This window comes from Legionella sp., from assembly GCF_047605385.1.
Lineage (GTDB): Bacteria > Pseudomonadota > Gammaproteobacteria > Legionellales > Legionellaceae > Legionella.
In genome coordinates this window covers 23,638-47,615 of the sequence record NZ_JASGFU010000015.1, presented here as the reverse complement: position 1 = coordinate 47,615, position 23,978 = coordinate 23,638, and the positions used below count along the sequence as shown (strand labels likewise).

Below are 23,978 nucleotides of genomic sequence, written 5' to 3'. Positions count from 1 at the left end.
ATGATTAAACACCCTCTTCAAATCGCTTCCATTCTCTATACTTCTTGGGGTTACGAGCAAACTAACATTGATTTTTATCAAGTTATTGAACTAATCGGAACATCGACTGTTGTACTCAGAGAACTTGCTCAAGAAAAAATCACCGAGCGCAACGATGAATTTTGCGGCAAAACAAAAGCAAAACCTAATTGTTTTATTGATGAGCCCTTTCGAAAAAGGGCAAACGCGCAAGGTAGAGTCCGTATGAACTCCTTCTCGCATGCGAGTCTTTGGGATGGCGCTCCTCTTTATTATTCCTCTTACCATTAGACTTCGAAAATCCTCCCTGCTGATGCAGGGAGTTACTACTAATTACCGGCTTAATAGAAATTGGAGATTTTGATGAGCACTATATCAACAGAAAAAACAAATGAGTTAACACAAGAAATATGCATCGTTTGGTCTATAGAGGATGTGTTGGATGTCAGGCCACTACTCAGTAAAGAACAGGCAAGCATCGTATTAAAACATCTTAAAAAAAATAATGATGCCAACATAGGGATTAATTGGGATGTGATAGAAATCCTTTCAGATGATTTATTCCCAATCGAAGAAAAGTAATCCAATTAATTAATAGGCTAGATTTTTTCTAGTCTATGCACCGATGAGGAGGAAACACAATGGATTATTTAAATTTATGGGAGCAGTTAGGAGATGTGCCAATAAACGACGAAGATGAAATTGAAGAAGGTTTTCTGCATTTTGAAAAAGGAACGGACAAATTCGAACTATGGAAATGGTTTGATGAAAAATTACCCCAAGGAATCGCACATGAGTTATTTAAGAAATCATAGCTATTTAATTGCTATAAATAGGACTTTTGCCCTCACCTTATTCATGGGGGCTTTTTTATCCTTTCCTGCTTATTCAGGGTATTCTAAATCATTTAGAGTGGCTCATCCCCATGGGAATGTGAAATCACAGCACATATCGCCCACGATAAAACACTCTAAATTTTTAACTGGGTTAGCTGCAGGCTCTATTTTATTCTCGCAAAAAGGGCATACTGACGCTTACAATGAGCCGGATTTTGAATCCCCTGATGGCGAGCTGTATAGTGAATACGAGCGCAACAATCAATTATTAGCTCAAGGCGACTTGCCTCAAGATAAGCGAGCAGCACTAGAGCGCCGAAATCAACAGATAAAAAACAGGTTAATTGCACTAGCTGAAAAAAGATACATGAGCGCATTCACGCTTCAATTGGCTCCACTCAAAGAAAAGATAATTGAATCAAAAATTGAAACACCGTATAACGAAAAACCGGATTTCCAAGTAAAGCGCAAACAGGTCGTTTATGAACTTGAGTTTTCAGATGAAAGCCCAAAACCAATAAGTGATTTTGATGTGGTGGCTATTAATGAAATGAAACCTAATAACGCACATCCCTATCAATTTACCTATTCAGAAACATGGGGGAATAACACCATTAAGGTAACTTTGAGAGATAAAAAAGATCACAATCTTGTATTAAATTTATCTCACTCCTACTACGTTCCAAAGGCAGCAAGAAAAGACATTCTGGAATCCATACGAGAAAAATTGGAATATATATGGCCATTTATATTCCTGCCGTTACTGCTGAACTTCTTTTTTTTAACACTAAACAATAAATCATAACTATAAGGAGTTATATAAATGATGATTGAACTATTAATTGGTATTGCCGTTCTCTTGCTAATTTTTGTCTTAACAGGCCTGTTTATTGTCAAACAGCAAGAAGTTGTACTGATTGAACGCTTAGGAAAATACCATTCTATTGCACATGCGGGACTTAATTTTAAAATACCCTTTATTGATTGGATTTCCGGTAAATTATCGTTACGAATCCAACAATTAGATGTCAAAGTCGAAACCAAGACAAAAGATAATGTGATTGTTCAGATTCAAGTCTCCGTGCAATATCGAATCAAAGAGGACGGCGTTTATGATGCGTTCTATAAGTTGGAAGATCCTACGCAACAAATTACGGCCTATGTGCTTGATCTAGTACGCTCTGAAACGCCAACAATGATTTTGGATGACATTTTTGAAAAAAAAGACACCATTGCTAATGCCGTTAAAAACCACTTAACCGGCACTATGAAAGACTTTGGATTTGAAATTGTCAAAGCATTAGTAACGAATATTGAGTTAGAGGCTAAAGTAAAAAACGCAATGAATGAAATTAACGAACAACAACGTCTACAAGTTGCCGCTCAGGCCAAAGGAGAAGCAGAAAAAATATTAATGGTCAAAAGAGCAGAGGCCGAAGCAGAAAGCAAGCAATTACAAGGTGAAGGGATAGCCAATCAACGAAAAGCAATTATCGATGGACTAAGCCATTCGGTAGAAGATTTTCAAAAATCCATACCTGGGGTAACGTCTGCAGAGATAATGAACTTGGTATTGATCACCCAATATTTTGATACATTAAAAGAAATAGGCTCACATAACAAATCGAGTACGATCTTATTGCCACAGTTACCGAATGATATTGCATCGCAACTGCAACAAAGCATTATAACAGGCAATATTGCCAGCACAGACGTAAAAAATTAATCACAGAGTTATTGGGATTATGCTCTGGTAATTCCAATAACAATAAGCTTAATTTAGAAATTATGGAAGGTAAACAATGAATGTAAGTGTAAAAGAGTTTTTGATAGTGGTCTATATAGTTGGTGGATTAATTGCCCTATGTTATTCCATCCACGGTTTTCTCAGTTTCCAACACTTTAAAAAATATTACAATAATGATTTGCTACTCAAAAGGCCTGATATTAGAGGCTATTTGATTCTTAAACCGCTTCTTTGGCCATATTTTTTTGTTATCGAAAAAAGCCCAATAGAGCGATTTTCTGAGCTATTTTTTAAACATTATGGTGATGAGGGACATACTTATTTTAGAAGCCAAGGGCTTAAGAACTTTTTAAATGACCTATTCAAAGGAAAAAATCGTTATAAAAAGCATCAAATACACACACTTTGCTGGCCAATTGACAAAAATTCCCAAGATTGGATTGAACATAAGCAATTTTTTAAAGGCAATAATTTTTATGCGCATATTGTCTATATAAAAATGCAGGATGAATACCTTGTGAGAGTCTCTTGGAAAAAAGAACGTACCCCTCACCCTGTGGAATCGATAAGCCGGTTTGAGCTAGATCAAGGCCAACGACTTAGCGCGCCTGAATTTAAAACAAGAATGCAACAAATCAATATCAATGAAGCTAATAAATTAAATCTGAAATAAAATAGCCTCCCATGCAACAACAAAATAAACGTCAATTTAAAAGATGTTTTTTATTGACAAAATTGCCATTTTTTGCCATAATGTAGTTGTTCACTTAGGAACATAATAGAAAACATTAAGGATCAAAAATGACAACCATCATTACTTCAAAATTAGTTAGCGATAAGCAACGCCTTTCTTTTTTACCCAAACATTTTGGCATCAAGATGCTAAATGCCGAGCAAGCCATCTACAACACCTTAAAAGTAATGTGTTCTTCTTACGATGGTGGCTATTGGCATTTTTACGAATTGAGCAATCGTGGTTTTTATTTAGCTCCTGACATGGACGAACTACTCCCTATCTACGTGGAAGGCAACGGCTATGCTGGCGAAATAAGCGCGGATGCTGCTGGAATCATTACAACCCTATGTGTTCTTAATCAACTCTGTTGGAAAACTAAATCGGATAAAACAATCCATCAGTATTATTTATTAAAGGATTACATCGAGTATCACGAAGAAGCCAGCGAGATTTATGCTGCGATTGATTAAGTAGATGAAAAGAGGCCGTAAATTTGAATTACGGCCTTTCAATAGAGTAAGCATATTGAAGAATATGTACCTAAGGAAGAATTAAACAAAATTAAGGAGTAAATAATGAACCATAGTGATAGGAAATATTGGCATGAAGGCAAAGCATTATGGCTGGAATATATCTATCAAAACGGTTATAGCTCTTCATTCACTACTAAAGGCGTAAACAAATTATCTAAGAATTTAGATTTAAAACCGGCTTACGTGCGCAAATGTTTATCAATTTATTTAGAAAATTAAGGAAGTAAAAATGTACGTATATATTGAATCAGAAAAAGGTTTTTTATGGACTGTTGGATTTTATGATCCCTCTGGGAAATGGCATCCAGAAAGCGATCACACATCACCAGATGAAGCAGCTAACCGAGTTAATTTTTTGAATGGAGCATTATGAAATTAAGATTATATCATGGACGTCATAATCCAGAGCAAGAAATGAATGATTGGGGTTTCGATGGTGCAACACTTAATGGTGTTGATGGAATTATATGGACTTATGGCGTGCCACGAGTGTACTTTGTTAATGATAGCGCATTAAACGCAGCCAAGGATTTAACAGGATGGGATGAACTAGGAGATGGTTTGGAAATGCGCGTTTATGAGGATTTAATTAAAACCAAGGAGGGGTATTTTGGGGATTGGGAGTTAATTTAAATAGAAGGATTTCTTTGCTTTTTATCTTTCATTTTGCCAATGCATGCTTTATGCATTGGCAAAAATACCACGTACTCTTACAGGTTGTTCTCATGCTTGTTTTGAGCAACACGAAACGCATAATGGCATTTACATTGAGTCATTGGTCGATGTGAACGAAGAGCCAATTCTTCGTGAAATAAATCAAGAAATCCACCTTTATAAGCCCTCTTTTCAAACCCACGTATTCCAAATTTTTTAGTTAGCCAATGATCAATCGTTTGATGGCAAGTAGACTCAAAATTACTGAGATCCAATAACCGCAAAAATACAAGCACAGCAATAAATAAAAGAATAGTGTTTATATCCGTCATACAATATGATCCAGCCTTTTATTCGATTGCGCACAACCGTCATTGCATCGCTGCATTGCCTTCAATAATTTTCTATTGTTATTAGCACTTAACGCACAAAAAATCATTGTAATTGAATTTATAAGAATACACATTTTAATAAACATAAATCACTCATTAATGATTAATACTAATTTAATCAACCATTGAATATTCATCAGAAGCTTTCCATTTTTTATCTTTTGTTAGAATATACAAAGCTGATTTTTCAAAAAATGTATCTGGACTTCTCAGTTTTGCCCATTCACAATAGGCTTGAATTTCTTTATATACAGTGGCATCAATTTCGACTCGAATTTTTTCAGTTTTCTTTATTTTATCTTCGGTAATTAAAGACATAATATCCTCGCTTAATATTACAAATTATTAACACGTATACTATCTATTCCAATAATCAAATGAATTAAATTGGTTATTGGAATGCATATTGCTAAAATTGGAATGATGATTACTGTGATGGTGCATAGAGTGATTGTAATTAAATCCAAATGGACTACCCCCCGCATCATACGAACCAATCATAGGCAAACCAGTAACCGGATTTACTCTAAACGTATCCTGTGAATGATTATTAAATAACTGCTGATGGTCAATATTCATAGAAGAATGATCGCCCTGTGCTATATCATGGCCTTTATTCATCCTAGGCAAAATATACTGTTTAAAATATTCATTTTCCATATAATTAAAATGCTCATCTTTTGAGGCAATGGCTTTTTGATATTCAAGAAAACCTGGTGGCGGTTCCAATACATAATCTTTAATTCGGATGAGTAATTGTATTAATTTTTTTATGCGATCAACTATCACATCCTTTTGAAAAAATAGTTTCATTTTTTTATCCTATTTTATTTATTTAATAGTTAATTAATTCCTTCACAAACGCGCAAAGGCACGCGCTCTTTATTTACTCTCTGATCCGTTGTTCTAACTATACTAATAGTAGTACTTCATAAGGATTGTGCCTAGTTGTATTTTTTGAATCTACACACCCCTCGCAACTGTCATTGCCTTTTATATTTCATAGTTAAATCAATAAGTTAAGGTTTATTTAACTTTTTAAATTCAATATAGCTTATTATTTTATTAGGTGCTAATCCACTCTTATATAATAATCAATATGTTAAATAAAATCAACACCCAATCCACACCTATTCTTAAATATATTTTTTGAGGTTTTAACATAAAACACACCCTTTTAGCACCTTGTTTCACATGATATAATCAGCTTAGTTTTAACTATTAAACACGATATAGAGGATTTTATGCCAAAGGCTTATTGTTACTTATCTCAAAAAACACTTGATCAATTGGAGTCCATCAGACAAGAGGAGGAGCATACTTCCTCATCACAGACGATGAAAGAAATGATTGAACTTGGGATTAAAGTATACTTACATAACAAAGATACCCCATCTTTAAGCGAAGAGGAAAAGAGACGCCTAGAAAAAGAAGAGGAATTAAATAGACAACACACAACTCACTTGCTCCGATTATTAGGTATTAGTGCCGACATTTTTAGATGTGTTTATGATAAAAATAAGTTAGCAGGTGAGGCAAACAATGCTGATGAGCACATTGCTGAACTTAAGAAAAAAGTAGATAATTTTATTGAAGGATTTATTGGTAATTGACGTTAACGTAAGATAACTTTTATCATTGAGGCTAATTGCCATATCAAATTATCCTCAATAAAACTCCAAGAAAATCCAATTTAATCCTGGAATATTTTGCTGTAATTTTCTTTCATAAAGAGTGTAAGACACGCACCCATATGAAGTAAAAATATTATCGAAAATATGAAATGAAAAGGCTCTATTTTTATTTCATGACTCAAGTTAACCTTCCTTGGAAGATAGTTAAGTAATAAGCAACTTAAAATAATGAAACTCGCAATTAGTAAAGAATATTTGATATGATTTTTTTTAATCATCAGCCCTAGTAGTGAATAACCCCACGAAAAAATTATTCCATAAAATGCCACAAAGTAAATTTGGAAAGGCCAAAATGCTCTTGCATCAACATTATTTAATTCTGTTATTAATGATAGAGATACCGCAATAAAAAATGCTGATGAAATCAATAATAAATCAATCCTAAACGCATTAATTCGATTCTCATTATTGGGTTTTAATAAATAGTGGATGTCTCTTTTTTGGCTCCAATAGAGATATGAAATAAGTAATGGAAGCGTTATCATAAGTCCCTCGAATGGAACACTGAATTTATAAGTTATATATTCCATCTCCAATACCCCAATAAGATAACTTAATAGGATTATCCATGACAAAATATTGATATTTTTAATAGCTATTAATATTCTTTTGTGGAAATAAATTAACCCGATTATCAAAACAATAATAATAAAATCCCTATTAAATAGTACATAATAAATGAAAGAGTTCATGGGCGTGCTCAATACTAATATTGAACCAATAAAAGCACTTATAAATACAATAAATATGGTAAGGCTGTTGCGCATATTATCCTCGTTATTTTGTGAATGATACAATGTAAATTTAAAAAAAATTATTTTAATAGAGCTCCATTTCCTCTCGTTGAAGTAATTTAACTTTATCCACTGATGGGTTTTTATTTTCAGGTATTTCTAATTTCATTTTGTTGGAGATAGTTTCCAAACATTCTTTAATTTTCTCTTCACTGATCTCAATTTTATTTGTTATCCCAACAAGTTTATCTATGTTTACAGCATGACTTAACGCATCTACAACGCCCTGAGTTCCGCTTATCTTACCTACATCATTAAAATCCTTATCCCTGCGTGGAACAGCTATTTCTACCGATTTTCCATGCTGATTTAACCGCTCAATTGTCTTAATAATTACTTTATCTTCTTTGATGGGTTTCCCATCATTATCAAGACAAAGAACCACTTTATCCGTTAGAAGACTCATATCAATATTTGTAAAGTTTTGTTTGCCCAGCGTTGCAATAACACGTTCATTAGGCACTGCATCACGTACACTAAGCCCCGTTTCACCGCCTTCTGTAAGATAAGTAATGGACTCTTTGCTATTTCCTTTATTTAAGATGGCTCCTGCACCTTCTTTCGAACCATATGTTTTCTTAGATTTCATGCTCAGAGATGCTATCGGCACTTTATTTCCGGTTTTTGGGTCTAAATATACCGCTTCAACCGCTGCTATTTGACCCTCCTTATCTCGGGCGATATAGAGTAGTGCTGGCCTATATTTTTCAGTCTCTGTATCCATGGTATAGACTCTTGGGTGATAGCGAATATCTTCTCCTGAGATGTGCCCAATCCCTCTTATGTCCTTCAGATACTTTTCTGCTACAGTGCCATATATGGGTTTCGATTCCTGAGCCAACTTGACTGCGTATTCTTTTGTTTTATTGGGTTTGATTTTCTGGTTTTCCTTATCAATCACTGGAGTATTTACCCTACTTTTTATCTGCTCTTTTAAGTCTTCACCAGTTAATTTAGCTGCATAGATAAGGCTTTGTTTAAAGTCCAAATTGAGCGTGTGTTGTATGAGATGAAGTAAATTACCCTTTTCCAAAGTTTCGTGATTAAACCAAACTCCTCTTTTTTCGCCATGTAAACAAATGACTAAGCTTCCATAAGTTCCATAACGGTATTCATTTTTTGATGAAAGTACCCTGTTTGGTTCTCCAAGCAACGATACAACCACGAGCTCGGCATGATTTGAAAGATTTTGTGAAATGGTCTTCGCATCATAAAAGGGTTCGCTCTTAGGCTCCGCAGGCTTTACTGGTTTTGATTTTGTTCTGTCCTGAGATCTGTTCGTGCTGTTTTGAATCTCTTGCGTTTTGCTCTTAATATTTGGATTAATTCGGTTTAATACTTCCAGCGCTGATGTTTTATCGGGTAATACACAAAGCTGCTCCTGTAATTTATCGTGATCATCGGTGTAGAGCATGGCATGCAACGAGCCACGAGTGACCATGATATAAAATGAACGTAGATGATTCACTTTACTATTCCCTGTCTCTGCAACACCAATAACATACGGTGAAGAAGCGCCCTGTATTGAATAACTGGTTGCTGTATAACTATAATCCCAGTGAGCGTCTTTCATTTCTTCTTTGTTTAAACGATGTTCTGAACCGGCACCATCTGTGACAACTATAGAATCCTCTTGTACTTGCGTTACCCGTAACCGCTCATTTGCATATCGTCCTAGAGATTTATCGGATTTTTTAAAATGGATTTTTTCTCCTACTGAAATTTCTCCAGGGTCTGATTGAAACAACTCTATTTTCCAGTCTTTATTCTCTTTTTCAGGAACAAAAAAGGATCTTTCCCCTTTTGAATCGTGTAACAAAACAACTTTATTTGATGCATCCACCGATGCAACTTGGAAATATTCACCTTCTTTTTTTAAATAAAAATCCCCTTTTTTAATGCACTCTTGATAAGTCTCGCAAAAATAGAGCTCCGCGGTTGTGTAATTGGTGCTCAATAATCGAGGAAAAGTTAAATTCTCAGAACCAAGTGTCCCTTCTTTAATCAGTTCGTTTCGGATAAGCTTGTTAGCGACTTCCCTTTTTTTATTTTCATGAATAATTACTATCGTTTGTTCTCTACATTCATCGGTACGAGATAAATAATCACCTACAGCCATTTCAATAGGTGATTTTTGACGAAACACGCTTTGACTGTGTTCTTCCTTTTTATCAAGAGGTACATTTTCATCTAAAGAGTACCCCGTAACCATTAAAGATGAGCTCAACGCATGGTAAGGGCTATTGCTGTCTTTTCGATCAATAAGATTAAGCGGCAGCGCCCCTAATTGCGACAATGCTTTACTTGGATTACCTTGAATTAATGTTTCAATGGCATTCTTGTATTCCAAGACCTGTTGCCGAACAATATCGTCCATACACGCAACACGTATGCTTCCTTTCTGCATCAAAATTTGACTCGGCTTTCCACTTTCAATACTCTGATGCTGACTTACATCACCTAATAAAACGCAACGAGCGCCCGAATCACTTATTTGCTGCACAAGTCTTGCGCAGTCACGATTAGAAACCATTGAAGATTCATCGAGTAGTACGAGCGAATTAGGCGATAAGGTAAGCTCTTGGTCTTGAGCAATAAGAAAACTCTTTAATGTTTGCGCCTCAATTCCTAAAGCCCTCATTTCTTTTACTGCCTGATGCGTGGGTGCTACAGCAATGATGCGTAGTTCTTCTTGAGTCATAGAGCGTACATGATGAACCGTATCAATAGTGGTTTTGTTCATCGTTGTTTTCCCTGTCCCCGCATAGCCTTGAATCATAATGAATTGATCAGATGTCGTTGTAATCAGTCCACAGGCTTCTTTTTGTCCCTTAGTCAATCGAGCAGAAGCCAATTGATTTCGAGCCTCTTCTTCTTTCATTAAAGGCTTTAACGTATTAATCCCTGATTTAACCGTAGAAAGGATTGATTCTTCGAAGAAAACGGCTTCCTTTGTCGTTAAAAATTCATTTCCCCCAGCAATCAGCTCACCGCGTTCGATTAAATAATCCAATTGATGAGTTAACGCATCATAATCCGTACGCCCAATCGCTTTTTGAATTGCCACCTTGAGTAACTCGCTGCGTTTAAAGGCCGCTTCGCGTTCCCCAAGATGAGCAATCGCAAAAGCTAATGCTTTTTCGCTGTCCTCTTTTATTGGTTTTTCTATGGATAAACGCGCTAAGGCATTATCTAGGGCTAAGAGCAACTCAGCAGAGCTCGAATCATCCACCACTTGAGCGCCATGGTGTTTCTGCGCCGCATCTAAAGTTAATGCGATGGCAGTGTGCTTAGGTGCGGCCTTTAGAGCATAACGATTGGCTTTATCTACATCATCAGTAACAACGTATAACTCCTTTTTAGCTGTCTCAGAAAGTAGAGAAACAATATTTTGTCGAAGCCCATAGGCAGGCATAGTCGCAATGATTCTTTCTGAAGGTTTAAAATCATGTGCATGCATCGTCTTGGCATAAGCATAATTCATGGGAAAATGCTTCTCTTTGTGCAGATCTAAATGAATAGTGTCTTTACCTGATTTGATTTTAATTCCCTGGCGCGTAAATTCAGTTACTTCATATTGAGTTCCCAACCGCACTCCTTCCAAGGCAAGGTTTCCAGTACCCACAATTTTATCGCCAATGGCCACTGGAATTTGAATCGGCTCATAAATTTGTGTCGTTTTTGATATTTTTGTTGTTGAAATCGTAGATTTCATACCGTTCTGATTTCGTATAATAAGCTGGTTTGCCTGTTCATTTACCCCAATCACCAGTAATTTCTGGGAAACAGAACGTATTTTTTTAATGAGTACCATTCCTTCCTGATAACTTTTGGCCAATTTTTTTTCGCTTTCAGTGAGCGAAAGAGGAGTTAATGTAGAAATAACGCGCTCTTCCTTGGAAAGTTCCCCGCATTCTTTGAGCTTCGCACGAATCGCCTCATTCACTTCTTTAGCTTCTATTTTGGAATAAGTGAGTATTTGTGTCTGTTGTCTTTGTGCACTGGTTAACGATTGATACAACTGCGCTGTCTTAAGAATTCGAGCGTCTTTTTCTCGCGCTTCCACAAGAGTAATTTGAGATTGATGCAAGGGTCTGTCATCAACATCTAATGTTTTTATCTGAGCTTTATCTAATAGAGCCGGAATATCGGATTTAAAGCCTGTTAACGATTGCGATTTTTCCAAAAAAACAACCTTTGCCAGACGTTTCTCAGAGATGGATAACAACTTATTCATCTCATCAGGTGACAAGCGTTGTGATTCATCAACAATAAGCAATTCACGTTCTTTTTTGTGTTTAAAAAATGGCAATCGATGCTCCGATTCATGCCGATAATTAAACCCAGATACGGTTTCACATAAATCCTCTTTACCTATCGATAAGACCCATTGCCATAATGTTGATGGTTTTTTAGTAAACTCTTGATTGATGTTTTGGGAAGTTAATGACGTGGGGCATAAAATGCGAATATTTTTGGAGGCTTCAGCAGAATCAATAAGGCTCTTTAAAACATCACGAGATAATGCACTTTGCTGCCTTATTCGTATGAGGCTATCTTTTGAGGACAGCGCCTGGCTGACTATTTTTTGAATGTGTTCCTTATCAGCGTCTTTATCCACGCTACAACGGATTACGTTTTTTTGTGCAGGGAATTGATTGATTTTAGTGATCAGTTCGCGTTCTTTATTGATTAACTCAGGCGTTGTAAATCGGGTATCTTCGGCATCTAACGCAATAAGCTGTTTTTGTTGAAGTGCCTCCTCAATATGGTGCATCAATACATCAAATCCCTGCTCCCCTAATGAGAAATAAAGACTGGCTTGTAACAGTTCGTGATACGTAAAACTTAACTTCTTTTCTTCCAAATGAGCAATTCCCATCATGAAAGGGCTATTCGATTTTTGATCAGCGGTTAATGAGGACTTTAACAACGAATTTTGAGCTGTTTTTTCTTTTAATTCTGAAAAATACGTGGATGGATTAATGCCTAAATCGTTACTTTCCTTAACCCACTGAGCAAGCAACTCATCAGGATCAACTGCGGTTTTCTGCTTACGCGAATCAAGAGTTGCTCTATCATAGGCTTTGTGTGAATTCGAATGCATCGTTTTTGCTTGCTCTTCAATTTGTGAACGACGCTTTGAAAAACATTTCAAAAGGTTTTCATCAAAATATTTAATTTCAAATAGCCCATGAGCATCTCCTGTGCCTTCTATTTCTAACCCCATTTTTTTCAGACCCAATGCTACCTCAGAGCGATAGATAAGACCCAATAAAATCTGATTGTTCATAATCCATTCCATTGTTCCGTGATTACGGCTAAGGTCTGAGGCAAGTGCACGCCATTTTCCGTCCAGTCGCTCAGTAAAATTCATCAATAAGGCATGCACATGAAGTTGAGGATCGAGCTCTCTTGACGTATCGTGGAGAATGGTTGCAAAACATAGATTCCCTGTCTTTTCATACTCCACGCCGGATTTTCCTGATTTGCGCGCCTCAGATGCTTCTTTTTCAATCACTTTTAACACTGTTTTTACGGCATTTAGGTGTAAATCCACAAATTCTTTGTGTCCTGCAACCAACCCAAGATAAGAAACCGATTTAGGTGCTGAGAAGGTTAAGTCATAACCACCACGATGCTTCATTTCACCTTGTTGTGTTTGAAATCCCATAATCTCTCCGCTGGGCAAAACGCCGCCAACCACTTGTTCTAAGGTATGAACATCCACTTCACCACATAAATTTTGTTTTTCTGCACTTAAACCAACCCATTGTGTTGTGAGTTGGTTTGAAAAATAATAATTTTCTTTGTCATAGTAGTAAGATGCTTTTTTAATGGGCTGCACGCGAAGACTTAGCATGATGTGGTCCTTAAATTAAAAAATTGATTCCATATCCCATTCTTGCTCGTCACTCTTTACGCGAGATGAAGGCTTGGGTTCCGTGTGAGATGCACTCGCATCCAGATTTTCGAGAAGTGTTTCAATGGCTGTTGGGGGTTTTTCAGTCTCAGGGAATATTCGAGGTATAAAACCAGAAGACTTAGCTTTTCTTTTTTGATGTTGAAGGGTTAATTTAGTGATGGGATAGTGACCTGGAAGCCGCAAATAACAAGAAAGAGGCGCCAAATCCATAATTTCAGGATAAGTCACTAAAGGTCGCGTAATTCTATTCTTTCCTAATGAAATCCCATCACGTATGGAATTTGCGCCATACGAGTAATTCTCTCGTGTGTCATCAATTTCTTCATCACCTAACTCCTTGCTTACTAATTGCGCCATCTGATGGCTAGGGCTTGCAAAAAATGCACGGGTGTTGAGTAAGTCAAAGATTTCAGCCGCACCACTGCGTCCATATACTTTCTCAAGTTGACTAAAACTTTGCATTCCCAATAAAAAGCATCCACCAAACTTGCGAACCTCCGCAATGGTTTCTCCTAATAACGGGAGTTTATGCAAACTTGGAAGCTCATCACAGATGAACCAAATACGGCGATTTGAATCTTCAGTCAGGCTCAGCAGGGTAAGTGATGCCATGGCTATCCACATCGAGATAAGTGGTTTTAAAGATTTATGCTGCTCTCCATTAGATGAAATAAAAAGCCAACCCGATAAATCTTGATTTAATAAGTAGTCTCTGATTGAAAATGCCTCTTTTCCAGATTCTGCAATCCCACTTAACGAATGAAGCGACTTAAGATAGGTTGTGATTACAGAGCGAATCGATATGGCTGTTTTTTCAATTTTATTGCTTACTAACGTAGCGGCAGCGGTTCCTGCAAGATAAGGTTCAAGCTCATGAAACTCTCCGGTGACAAGCAGTCGCAATAACTTGGATAAGGAGCGTTCTTTATCTTCTCTCATTCGACTGGCCACTGAGGAAAACACAGTACGCGCGGCATTAACCCAAAATGGGTCGTTTTCTCCATGCATCGGAATCAAACTTTCTGCCATATTCTCCAAAAGTTCATCTTTTGGTGCTTCCCGCCATAAATCCCAATTCGCGCAACGCGCGTCAAAAGGATTTAGTAAAACATCATGCTCTTCTTGAAAATAAGCTTGGGTAAACGTACATCCTTTATCGTAGACTATGACTCTATCCCCACGAGCCCGAATATCGTCCATCAATTTCATAATAAATTGACTTTTACCCATCCCTACCGTGCCATGAACAAGCAAATGCTGTACTTCCGAATCCCTTATTAAGGGAAATCCATCAAGATTAAGATCTGAACTTTGATTGCATTTTTTAATTTGTTTTTTAAGTTCTGCAGGATCAAGAAGTGATGCCCCACGAATAAATTGATTTTCAGTTTGCGACTTACCTCTTCGAATAAAATAGACGGCAAGACCGAGTCCTGCACTACACGCCAAAGCAAAAGCTCCCAATGCCGCCTGGCCTAATAAATCCACCATATGACGAGCATTGGTTTCAAAATAGGGGTAATGCATGATTTGCTGTACTGATTGGTGGTATATTTTCCCATGAAATGACAAGGTAAACGTGTGTGATTTTCCCGTAAAGTCGAGAAACCATGCGTAGTAATAGACCAGAGCATGATTCAGTTTCTCTGTAGGCAAAATAAGCCAAGAAATGAAGCAAGTAAAAACAAGCCACAAACAAAAACAAACCGTTACCAAGGTTTTTGTGATCTGATCCCACATCCTCAAATTATGAAAACTTATTTGTCCCCCACGGGTATAATGTTTAAAATTAGGTTCCGTCTGCATTTAATATTTTCTCCTTTTTTAAGCAAAGCTAACGCGGCCACCCTGAATTAATGGCTAAAATAAGCTCTATTTGTTGGTATTTAGATTATTTGTATTCGATGTTTATTTTTTATTTACCCATTGATTCACCAGGTCGAATAATACGCTTGCCCCTACACGACTCATTTCCATGCTCAATAAGATGTAGGACGCAAAAAGGGCTACGAAATAAGAAAATCCAAGAAAAATACGAAAGGCAAAAGGATCGGGGCATTGCATCACAAAGCAGGAGCAGAGGCCAAAAACAACTAAAAAAACCCAACCGATCTGCTTTAATTTACTGACTAATAATTGACCTGTTTGAATGCGATGCTTCAAATGAATTTGAATCAGATAATATTGCGTGAGTGAAGGAAGCAACATCAATACCCCTACAAACGTCATGAAAAATGAACTTATAATGAGGTCACCAAAAAAATCCCAGTCATAAGATGCTGAACCATTTCGAATAGAAACTTCTACATAACTTGTCGCAAACAGAACAATAAACCCTATTTTCCAAAAACAACCGCCAATGATCCTAAAAAGTCCTGAGTAATAAGTGCGTACAGAAAACACGTCAAAATCGAGTGAACTGAGTAATGCAATGTCTTCTTTAATGGCTTGTTTTAATTCATTCCCATTCATTTAAGCTACTCCTTAGGATGTAATTGATTTTGTTTAATCCAGTTTTTAGGATTTAGCGTATTTCTTCTTGCCTCCTCCTTTCCTTTCATCACTGTGCTTTGTGTTTCATGCGCCATAACTTCGTGTTGAGCATTCATATTTTGATAACCCTGCTCCGCTTGAACTTGTTTCTTCAAAACATTATGGCCAACTTGTTGTTGTAATTCTTGAGCCTTTTGGGCATCCACTCCTAAATCTAGGGCGCTCGCGCTCTGTGACAATCCGTTACTCTGTGCATAATAATTATTGGTTAGCTCATGCTCTTTACCTGCTACATGATCTTTCTCTTGCGCATAATAAGCCTGAACCTCGTCTTTATGCCCCGAACCACCAAATTCAGAAATCAACGCATCACGACGCTGCGCAATAAAATCCTGACCCAAATCATTTAATTGATTTAATGAATTTAAATCTCCAGGATGGGTAAAGAGTTCATCACGGTGTGTTTTACCAACACGCTGCTCCACAAACTTAGGAAAAGCCTGATTTAAATCGGTTGTAATTTGTGAACCATGGGTTTCTACATAACTTTTAGCCTGGCTAATACGTTGTGAATGAGCCATACTCGCATCGTAGTTATGGCTTGCTGTTTGTGCATCACGTAAATCAGCCCCCAACTGCGAACTTAAACTGGCGGCGGTGGAGTGACTCTCATCAAAATGATGTGTTTGAGCAAAATGATTAACGTAGTTTAACGCTTTATTAAAGTCTTGAGCCTGTCTTGCGGAAACGGATGCATCCGTGCCACTATGATAGCGTGAACTTTCAGAAGAAGAGCCTTCTGCTTTAACATGCGCATCAACACCTGCACTAAATCCTGTTCCAAATTTAAGAACCTTTCCTGCCAAACTACTGTCGGCTCTCACCCCTGCATGCCCACCAATCCCATTAGAAATAAGACGTGAGTAGGCATCCTCTTTACTCATTCCTGTTCGACTCGCAACATCTTCGGCAATATGATTCATGGTAGATAAAGCCTTTGAAAATTGCCCTGACTCACTATTGGAAACACCATCACCTAATCGCAAATCATGACCACTCATTTGAGACAATTGCAATGCACGATGCGCTGCATTGGATAATGCCGTTTGAAAATGAGAGGATTGATTGTGAGCTGCTTGCGTGGAGCGTTCATAAGCATCATTCAAAGAGGCGCTTAAACCTTCTGATGAATTAATCGATACCGCACCTCGTGTCATTCCAGGACTTACATCAAATACAGTCCCGCCACTACCTGTTAGTGTTTTCAGCACCCCACTTCCCATTTGCTCCGTATGCATTCCATGCAAATGCGACCAATTTGAATCATGCTTATTTGCAGAAAGATTATTGGCAGTCGTATTATAAAAGCTCGTTTGGCCAATGCCAAAAGAGCCATTAGCGGCCTCACCTGCCGTAGACATACTCGAACCTTGCATATGGCTCATCATGGATGTGGCTAAATTGTTAAATGCGCCACTAAAATTAGACAAAAAACCCATGGCAATGAATGGAATCATCATCATGATGTACCCACATACACCCGCCACATCACCATGAAGTTCATCAATTTTATCTAAATTGACCATCGAAAATTGACCAAACTCGCTCGACGATGAGGCACCATAGATCGCCATTCCCACATTCAAAATAGCAAACATAACCGGCCAAAATTGCAATGAAAGAAAAAATTGAAAATATCCTGCTAAAATGCGTATCCCAAAAGGTAGAGTGGCCAAAACCAAAATCAGAGGAAAGACACCAAAAAGCAACATAGTTAAACACGTATGCATGATGGGTAAAATCCATAACGCTTTTTGTCCTAACACCTGCCAACTCCAACGGTGTTGTACTTGAGATTTGGAAAGTTGTTGGTTCACAACCCCTGCAGTTGCATCGGTAAATGCCTGGTAATGCCCTATCCCATCTCGCATTGCATTAATCATCATACTTTGCAAAAAGATATTACTGGAGGTATCTGTTAAACCTTGGTAATACTCAAATGAAGACTTAAGATGGGTTTCAAACAAATTTTGATACGTTGTATTCTGCGGTTTTCCAAAAAGACTCACCCCAAAAATTTTATAAGAACGATTAATTTCTTGTTCTAATTTTTTACGTAAACTGTAAGTACCATCCGCTGAGGACGCGTCTTTACACGTCACCAATTTGTCCCCAACTTGAAGCATCCGCAAAGGAGATGCTTTGGAAGAGATTAAATTCCAAATGTCTTTTGATTCAGATAAATCACGCACGCTGTATTTACGATTAATACGAATATCTCCCACCACACATACTCTAAAATATTCATTCATTTCTTCTTTTAATACAGGATCAAGAATACGAAATGATGTGGCAGCCTGAATAAGTCGTGAACCGAACAATGATCCTGTTCGCGTATATAGCAACTCCTCAGGTAGAGGCTGGCGGTTTCCTATCGGTATACTTAAAAGCATGTCATACACTTGAGCTAAGCCATAACCCACGGTTGTAATTAAATGTACAGATAAGGCAAATACCACCGGTACATTATCGACCAATTTAATTTTTTGGGTACTAATGTCCTCTATCTCTACCGTGGTTTTTGGAAGAAGAATCACATTCGTGCATAAAACATAGGTAAGAAACCAATGAGCAAACACCTTCGGATCACGTGTTTTTAAAAATCCTCCCATCACCATGATGATGCCGACAAGCGCAGTAATACGGAGTAATCCATCAAAACTGTCTTGTTTGAGAAAGGCCGCCAGTGCATTGAGCACCAACTCAAACATTTCGCCACAGGCAAGTACATGAATCGTAACCATAATATTTCTAAGCCCCCACGCTATTCATATTCGATGCAACTTGTTTTTCAACACGTGCAATTCGCTCGATTAAAGCAAGCTTTTCTTGAAGTTTTTTTCCAACCTGTGGTTCAATCGATGCGACTTTGATGCTTGCATCACGCACTCTTTTTTGAATTTGCTTGATTAAATCTTCATTAAGTTCTGAGCCCGCCGTTGCATTGTCTACTTCAGTGAGCAGCTCGGTTAAATAGTGCGTCAATAAATCTTGAGCAATTAACATCGAATATTCTTCAATATCGACTGAGGCACTCGCATATTGTGTGCTTAAAAGAACCTGCAAAAATTTCATAACCGGCAAAGAGATCATGCTCAGAAAGCTCTTATCTTGTGCCTCTGGAGCAACGTCTGCCACAAGCTTGTTACGGAGATTTTCTATCATCTCCCGAATTTTATAAGTAAGTGTAGAGTGCTCAGGAATGGTTACCTCCTTTAATTCAACTTGCATGCATTGAGTAGCACTTCCTGAATCTTTGCATCGCCAAATTTTTGCAGTATGTGCACCAGGATGAGTCCCTAATAATGCATTAATCAGTTCAGAATTAGCGGCCAAGGATGGCACATTAGTCACCTTTCCTTGTTTATCAATAATGAGGGTTCCCGTTAAACTCATCACCATTTCTGCAAGTTCCGAATCAGAATTCAAGAACGATTTGGCTTGCAAAATAGACCAAACTAAATTTTTATTTAATACAACTTGTTGTTTGCGTTCCTCATCTTTAGATGCTTTATCCATGACAGAATCAAAACCATTACCGGAACACGCCATTCGTGCTTGTACGTAGTCACTAAACATTCCTTCCTTGCCCATGGCGGCTTGATCTTTACACACTTTTTGCTGACTGGCTGCTGTTTTTGGCCAAATTCCACCCACTAAATTTTCAGAAAGTTGGCATGAATTAATACTTGAATGATTGGCCATCTGTTCCAATTGTTGCAAATAATCTCGAACTTGTTTAAGTTCAGGAACAGTGGATGCCAACATCACATCAACTGCATAAGCTCCGGCATTGGTCATCACGGACTTCCCCAAATCCACTAACTTTTGATGACTTAAAAAACTCATGCTGCCCGTAAATAAATCGATGCCACCACATCCCGCCCGATAGCTGGGCAAATCCAACTGAACCAATTGGAATTGTCTTATTTGGTTACGAGCATATAAGGAACCACCACCAAAGAAACCGGCTGCCTGAGACTCATAAGCCGCGGGTGAAGTAACATTCGCCGCATACCCCATACCATTAAAAAATGCATCCAAATCAGTGCCTACATTGGCATAAAGCGCGCTTGATCCCATTAAAAGCATACTTGCCATCAATCGTTTCATGAGGAACGCCTCTTAAGCGTACGATGTGAATGAGAGGACTTCTTGTGAACTTTAGGCCAAACAAGATCATCTCCAAAACCATCTCTATTGAATTCAACTTCGTGATGATTTTGAAAATCAGCAAAAACACCTTGATTAGAATCATGCGCGAAACATAAGAGCAAAAGTATTAGAGCGCTCATAGAACACCGCCTTTGCGTTCATAAGCCCTAATTTTTGGTACCAGTTGTTCCATACGACTACTTAATTCAAAAAAACTCATAGAACCAAATCCCACTGGAAACAGTTGTTTGGTTTCAGGATTTACAATAAAAAGAGCCGGATAATTAATAGGATTTCCCTGAAATGCGGCATTAATCCATTCCGTCGTAGCCGGAAGAAAGTTGGGAAATTCGACCAATGGCTGATTGTCTAACGACAAAGGTAATAAACGTACATGATTTTGGCTTACCCATTCCTTTAAAACAGGAGCAAACTGCTTACAGTGCGGACATTGACTGCCGTAAAATAATATAAACCCATGGTTTTTATAAAACCCATCTTGCCCCGTTTGAGCGGGTTGAGCACGCTGATTTTCCGAATGAGGTCTATCCTTCTCACTAATTAAATCAGACAACCACGCTGCCTGACTCGAAGCACCCAATGAATAAAACATTAATAAAATCCCTAAAAGTCGAACCCTGCTCATGACACACCTCCTTTAAATTGGGTTGCTACATCCACAAATCGCTCCATCAACACATCTTGAGTCGTTAATCCAAACGCCACAGGAAAAACCTTTTTACTTGTGGGATTAGCCAATAAAATTGCGGGAAAATAACGAACATTCATTTGGTTTGCTTGCCCGACATCGACACGTGAACTGGGTAATTCGGGTGCAATTGTGCCATCCACACTAACCGGCATTAGTGTCAAACGAAATCGTTTACAAAAATCAGAAATAATGGGAATTTGTTTTACATCGTAAGGACTTTTACCACGATAAAAAAATAACACGCCATGAGTTGGTGCAAGCGATGAGATAAACTCAGTACGCTTGTTATCGCGAACTTCATCGGTAATTTTGGCTCCAATATTAGACGTAGGATGAGTCACTGAATAATCATACTCTGGATAGGACAGCATTGTTTGTTGAAAGACTTGCTTAAATCGAGAAGACTCTTCCAGCCAATAATGTTGTAGGCTTAAAAACACGCGCATGTCCTCTACACTTTTCGTATGTCGTGCTTTATGCAACGCTTCCATAGTGTAAAAACGAAGTACTGCATCACGTTGCGTGAAACTAAGTTGTTTAAAGGGAGTGCCCTTTTGATGGGTAGGAACGCGTTTTTCTTCTTTTTGGTCGTGCTCTTTTTTTACGCTATACCAAAGAAATCCAACAGGTTCCTCGGTCGCAAAACACCAGGGACTAAACAACATCAAAACAAAGCAGAACACTTTAATCATGGGCTTTCCCCAGATTTTGCAAGTGCACAATACGTGATTGATTCGCCTGACTAATTTGGCCATTACTCGGAGGAGTCATCCTATCAACAAACTCCTTTTCAATACGAGACATATCCAGCGAAGAAAAATTAATGCGCTCCAACTCTTCAGGAGTGATCCCTCGGCAATTTGCTTCATTATCATTATCCTTTGCCCAACCAAAACTGATTCCAAGCTGCTTAAAACGTCCCTGAATTTGAATAATTGCCGCAAGACTATTTGGAAACACGCACCAGGACTCTTTCTTTTCAACACAACCAATCACCTTCTTGGCACAATACTCACCAACCCTAAATGCTCGCCCCTCTTCTTTGGCTTTGGCTAGACGTTTCTCATCTTGACTGCAATGCGTCATCTGATGACTCCCGCCACAGCAATTACGTGCATTTAAAAATACCTTTCTGCACGTAGAGTTCTTGCCTTTAAAAATCGCAGGAATGCCACTACGAATTTGATTGGCGGCAACATCGCCTGCTGCTCCCGCCAATGCGCCAAGACGAGAAATCCCCTCACTCGCATCCGAGCTTTCTTCCATTTGGGATTCATCGCATTGACCATCAGCACATGCCATGGTTCCTGGACAGATGGTTTTTTCAGGAAGGCACTGCTCTTCCAAGCAACGAAACTTTTGAGTATATTGAGTGCATTGGCTTTGTTGTTGCGCACTGCACTGAGAACCAATTTGGGAACATCCTTGATTCATTAAACCCGTACATCCACTGTTTGTGATATTCATGCATTGATAGTGGTATTCTTGTTTCCAGCATGGGCGCGAAATCATCACTCCATTAATCCATCGTGTCTGGTTTGCATCCAGACACTTATTAGCTGCTTTAATAAAACACTGTCCTTGATGTGTTTGGGTTTGAATTCTATCGCAATCGCGGTGCAACCATTCATCATCACTGATTTTCTGGGTTAGCGTAATGGTGAACTTAACTTGCTGCTCCCAATACGATTTTTTGATTTTAAGGGTATGCTCAGCGCACGTTGGTTTTTGGGTAATGATTCTCGCTTTATTGTTTGTGGTTACCGAAATGTCAACTGCTTCACAATGTTCATGAAATTGGATTAAATTAGCCTCTGAGCAATGCCAATCCCCTTTAGCACAATGACTTAAATCAATCGTGCTCTCTGAGCTGTAAGGGGAGGCATTAATTGTTCGAGTTACTGTTTGACTTAGTGGCTGTACTGAAACCTTTAATTCATCCGCACAAGCTAACTCCTTATATTCAATGGACTCTAAACAGGAGTGTTCAGAAGCCTTCTCAATACATTCTACATTTTTGGTATAACACGCTCCGTTAAGTGCGTCTTCTGGGTTTTCTAAAAGCTGTTCCGCATAACGAACTTCAGGACTATTTTCGGACAATCGCGCGGCATGATTTCCCGCGTTACGATAAATATCTTGCGCAGTTGCATTATTAGGTAACGAATTAATGCTTAAGTTTTTTAACTGCTTTGTCTCCAAAGATTGTTCTTTAGGATGTTCAGTAAAATTAGGTAAAATTGCGGATGGATTTAGCCCTCGCAATGCATTCATAGCACGATCTCGTGCATTCATCGCATCTTGTTTATTGGCAGCTAATGCACAACCACTCAATAGCCCAATGAGAAGGAAGCGTTTAGCGCTCATAGCGACCTCGAAGTTGTTCCAAGCTTAATCCGGTGACACCCTGATCTACAATTCGCTCCAATCCTTTTTTTAGAGACAAGTTGCCATAAATCACATCAAATACATGGCCATTATCAACCACTAAAGCAGGAACTGACGTAATGGAGTACCTCTCAAATGCAGTAGGATCAATTTGTAAATTTAAATTGGGCACGCTTTGGGTTAGGCTCATAATTTTATGAACTGTTTTCTCCATGGAATCCTGATGAAGTCCATTTAAATAAACGGGTATATTTAATTGAACACTTTCTCTTACTGTTTCAATTAACAATTGCTTTGGCATCGAAAAACTCACATAAACTGAGAGTGTGTGCGCAAAACAGGTAATGGGCAAAAACAAGTACATGAATAAACCAACAATTAGGCGCATCGTATTACTCCACATAATCAAGTCCTCGGCAGCGGTTCCAAGCCAAAAGAATACTAATGAACGCAACTCCTAAATAAAATGCACTATCAGATAACACACCGCTGACATACGTTCCGTAGCGTAAAATTAAATCTGGAAAAAGAAACAAAAAACCGTTCAATATGAAGTAACGAATAACGACCAACAGCTCACGATAACACCTCCATTCCCAGTAATATCTAAACGCAAATAGCGTTCGATAAAGCGAAGAACAGAACAACATAAGCGCTGATAACCAGCATAAACATAAAAAAAGTAGAATCAGTTTATTCGCATAAAGCGGTGCGATATCATCTGACGTAATTAATGAAAGGATGCTGCCTGTATGGATACTGATTAAAACGAAATAACAACCCAGCAACCCCATCAATACCGAATTTCTGAATACTGTACTGTTCATCTATGTCTCCATC

At 38.1% G+C, this 23,978-nt stretch carries 25 protein-coding genes; 11 read left to right on the top strand and 14 right to left on the bottom strand.

Features of this window, described 5'->3' with window-relative positions:
- The 10 genes from QM652_RS05420 (at nt 1) to QM652_RS05375 (ending at nt 4,503) form a co-directional block, all read left to right on the top strand.
- Nucleotides 1-309 carry a hypothetical protein gene (locus QM652_RS05420; protein ID WP_415073609.1) on the top strand — a complete coding sequence of 103 codons (309 nt, stop codon included), beginning with the start codon at nt 1-3 and terminating at the stop codon, nt 307-309.
- A gap of 72 nt (nt 310-381) precedes the next feature.
- Nucleotides 382-600, top strand: coding sequence for a hypothetical protein (locus QM652_RS05415; protein ID WP_415073607.1), 219 nt, complete (start codon nt 382-384; stop codon nt 598-600).
- 59 nt (nt 601-659) lie between these two features.
- Nucleotides 660-833 (top strand): hypothetical protein, encoded by a 174-nt coding sequence (locus QM652_RS05410; RefSeq protein ID WP_415073605.1) that lies wholly within the window; start codon nt 660-662, stop codon nt 831-833.
- Nucleotides 811-1,659 carry a hypothetical protein gene (locus QM652_RS05405; protein WP_415073603.1) on the top strand — a complete coding sequence of 283 codons (849 nt, stop codon included), beginning with the start codon at nt 811-813 and terminating at the stop codon, nt 1,657-1,659. The genes QM652_RS05410 and QM652_RS05405 overlap by 23 nt, the downstream gene beginning before the upstream one ends.
- A gap of 18 nt (nt 1,660-1,677) precedes the next feature.
- Nucleotides 1,678-2,580, top strand: a complete 903-nt coding sequence (locus tag QM652_RS05400) for an SPFH domain-containing protein (RefSeq protein ID WP_415073601.1) — start codon at nt 1,678-1,680, stop codon at nt 2,578-2,580.
- Nucleotides 2,581-2,656: 76 nt separating this feature from the next.
- Entirely contained in the window at nt 2,657-3,274 is a 618-nt protein-coding gene (locus QM652_RS05395) for a hypothetical protein (protein WP_415073599.1), read from the top strand.
- A gap of 128 nt (nt 3,275-3,402) precedes the next feature.
- Nucleotides 3,403-3,807, top strand: a complete 405-nt coding sequence (locus QM652_RS05390) for an antirestriction protein (RefSeq protein WP_415073597.1) — start codon at nt 3,403-3,405, stop codon at nt 3,805-3,807.
- A gap of 105 nt (nt 3,808-3,912) precedes the next feature.
- Entirely contained in the window at nt 3,913-4,089 is a 177-nt protein-coding gene (locus tag QM652_RS05385) for a hypothetical protein (RefSeq protein ID WP_415073595.1), read from the top strand.
- Between the two features lie 10 nt (nt 4,090-4,099).
- On the top strand, nt 4,100-4,243 hold the full coding sequence (locus QM652_RS05380; protein ID WP_415073593.1) for a hypothetical protein: 144 nt from the start codon (nt 4,100-4,102) through the stop codon (nt 4,241-4,243).
- Nucleotides 4,240-4,503, top strand: a complete 264-nt coding sequence (locus QM652_RS05375) for a hypothetical protein (protein ID WP_415073591.1) — start codon at nt 4,240-4,242, stop codon at nt 4,501-4,503. The genes QM652_RS05380 and QM652_RS05375 overlap by 4 nt, the downstream gene beginning before the upstream one ends.
- Before the next feature lie 77 nt (nt 4,504-4,580).
- On the opposite strand, the gene QM652_RS05370 is transcribed toward QM652_RS05375, so the two are convergent.
- From QM652_RS05370 to QM652_RS05360, 3 genes are all read right to left on the bottom strand, one after another.
- Nucleotides 4,581-4,856 carry a hypothetical protein gene (locus QM652_RS05370; RefSeq protein ID WP_415073589.1) on the bottom strand — a complete coding sequence of 92 codons (276 nt, stop codon included), beginning with the start codon at nt 4,854-4,856 and terminating at the stop codon, nt 4,581-4,583.
- A gap of 174 nt (nt 4,857-5,030) precedes the next feature.
- The gene (locus tag QM652_RS05365) at nt 5,031-5,234 is read right to left on the bottom strand and encodes a hypothetical protein (protein WP_415073587.1); all 204 of its coding nucleotides are present in this window, start codon (nt 5,232-5,234) and stop codon (nt 5,031-5,033) included.
- A gap of 39 nt (nt 5,235-5,273) precedes the next feature.
- Nucleotides 5,274-5,729 (bottom strand): hypothetical protein, encoded by a 456-nt coding sequence (locus tag QM652_RS05360; RefSeq protein ID WP_415073585.1) that lies wholly within the window; start codon nt 5,727-5,729, stop codon nt 5,274-5,276.
- A 431-nt stretch (nt 5,730-6,160) separates the two neighbouring features.
- Between QM652_RS05360 and QM652_RS05355 the strand changes: the two genes are divergently transcribed.
- Nucleotides 6,161-6,529, top strand: coding sequence for a hypothetical protein (locus QM652_RS05355; protein ID WP_415073583.1), 369 nt, complete (start codon nt 6,161-6,163; stop codon nt 6,527-6,529).
- Nucleotides 6,530-7,429: 900 nt separating this feature from the next.
- On the opposite strand, the gene traI is transcribed toward QM652_RS05355, so the two are convergent.
- The 11 genes from traI to QM652_RS05300 form a co-directional block, all read right to left on the bottom strand.
- On the bottom strand, nt 7,430-13,267 hold the full coding sequence (traI, locus tag QM652_RS05350) for a conjugative transfer relaxase/helicase TraI (protein ID WP_415073581.1): 5,838 nt from the start codon (nt 13,265-13,267) through the stop codon (nt 7,430-7,432).
- Between the two features lie 15 nt (nt 13,268-13,282).
- Nucleotides 13,283-15,136 (bottom strand): type IV conjugative transfer system coupling protein TraD, encoded by a 1,854-nt coding sequence (traD, locus tag QM652_RS05345; protein WP_415073579.1) that lies wholly within the window; start codon nt 15,134-15,136, stop codon nt 13,283-13,285.
- Nucleotides 15,137-15,238: 102 nt separating this feature from the next.
- Nucleotides 15,239-15,802, bottom strand: coding sequence for a hypothetical protein (locus tag QM652_RS05340; protein ID WP_415073577.1), 564 nt, complete (start codon nt 15,800-15,802; stop codon nt 15,239-15,241).
- A 5-nt stretch (nt 15,803-15,807) separates the two neighbouring features.
- Nucleotides 15,808-18,627 carry a conjugal transfer mating-pair stabilization protein TraG gene (gene traG / locus QM652_RS05335; protein WP_415073575.1) on the bottom strand — a complete coding sequence of 940 codons (2,820 nt, stop codon included), beginning with the start codon at nt 18,625-18,627 and terminating at the stop codon, nt 15,808-15,810.
- A gap of 7 nt (nt 18,628-18,634) precedes the next feature.
- Nucleotides 18,635-19,996 carry a conjugal transfer protein TraH gene (locus QM652_RS05330; RefSeq protein ID WP_415073573.1) on the bottom strand — a complete coding sequence of 454 codons (1,362 nt, stop codon included), beginning with the start codon at nt 19,994-19,996 and terminating at the stop codon, nt 18,635-18,637.
- The gene (locus tag QM652_RS05325; protein WP_415073571.1) at nt 19,993-20,178 is read right to left on the bottom strand and encodes a hypothetical protein; all 186 of its coding nucleotides are present in this window, start codon (nt 20,176-20,178) and stop codon (nt 19,993-19,995) included. Before QM652_RS05325 ends, QM652_RS05330 begins: the two co-directional genes overlap by 4 nt.
- The gene (trbB, locus tag QM652_RS05320) at nt 20,175-20,684 is read right to left on the bottom strand and encodes a type-F conjugative transfer system pilin assembly thiol-disulfide isomerase TrbB (RefSeq protein WP_415073569.1); all 510 of its coding nucleotides are present in this window, start codon (nt 20,682-20,684) and stop codon (nt 20,175-20,177) included. The genes QM652_RS05325 and trbB overlap by 4 nt, the downstream gene beginning before the upstream one ends.
- Nucleotides 20,681-21,442, bottom strand: a complete 762-nt coding sequence (gene traF, locus QM652_RS05315) for a type-F conjugative transfer system pilin assembly protein TraF (protein WP_415073567.1) — start codon at nt 21,440-21,442, stop codon at nt 20,681-20,683. Before traF ends, trbB begins: the two co-directional genes overlap by 4 nt.
- Nucleotides 21,435-23,117, bottom strand: coding sequence for a conjugal transfer protein TraN (gene traN / locus QM652_RS05310; RefSeq protein WP_415073565.1), 1,683 nt, complete (start codon nt 23,115-23,117; stop codon nt 21,435-21,437). The genes traF and traN overlap by 8 nt, the downstream gene beginning before the upstream one ends.
- Entirely contained in the window at nt 23,107-23,502 is a 396-nt protein-coding gene (gene trbC / locus QM652_RS05305; RefSeq protein ID WP_415073629.1) for a type-F conjugative transfer system pilin assembly protein TrbC, read from the bottom strand. The genes traN and trbC overlap by 11 nt, the downstream gene beginning before the upstream one ends.
- 28 nt (nt 23,503-23,530) lie before the next feature.
- A complete protein-coding gene (locus QM652_RS05300; protein WP_415073563.1) occupies nt 23,531-23,965 on the bottom strand; it encodes a hypothetical protein in 435 nt (144 codons plus the stop codon).
- Nucleotides 23,966-23,978 lie beyond the last annotated feature (13 nt).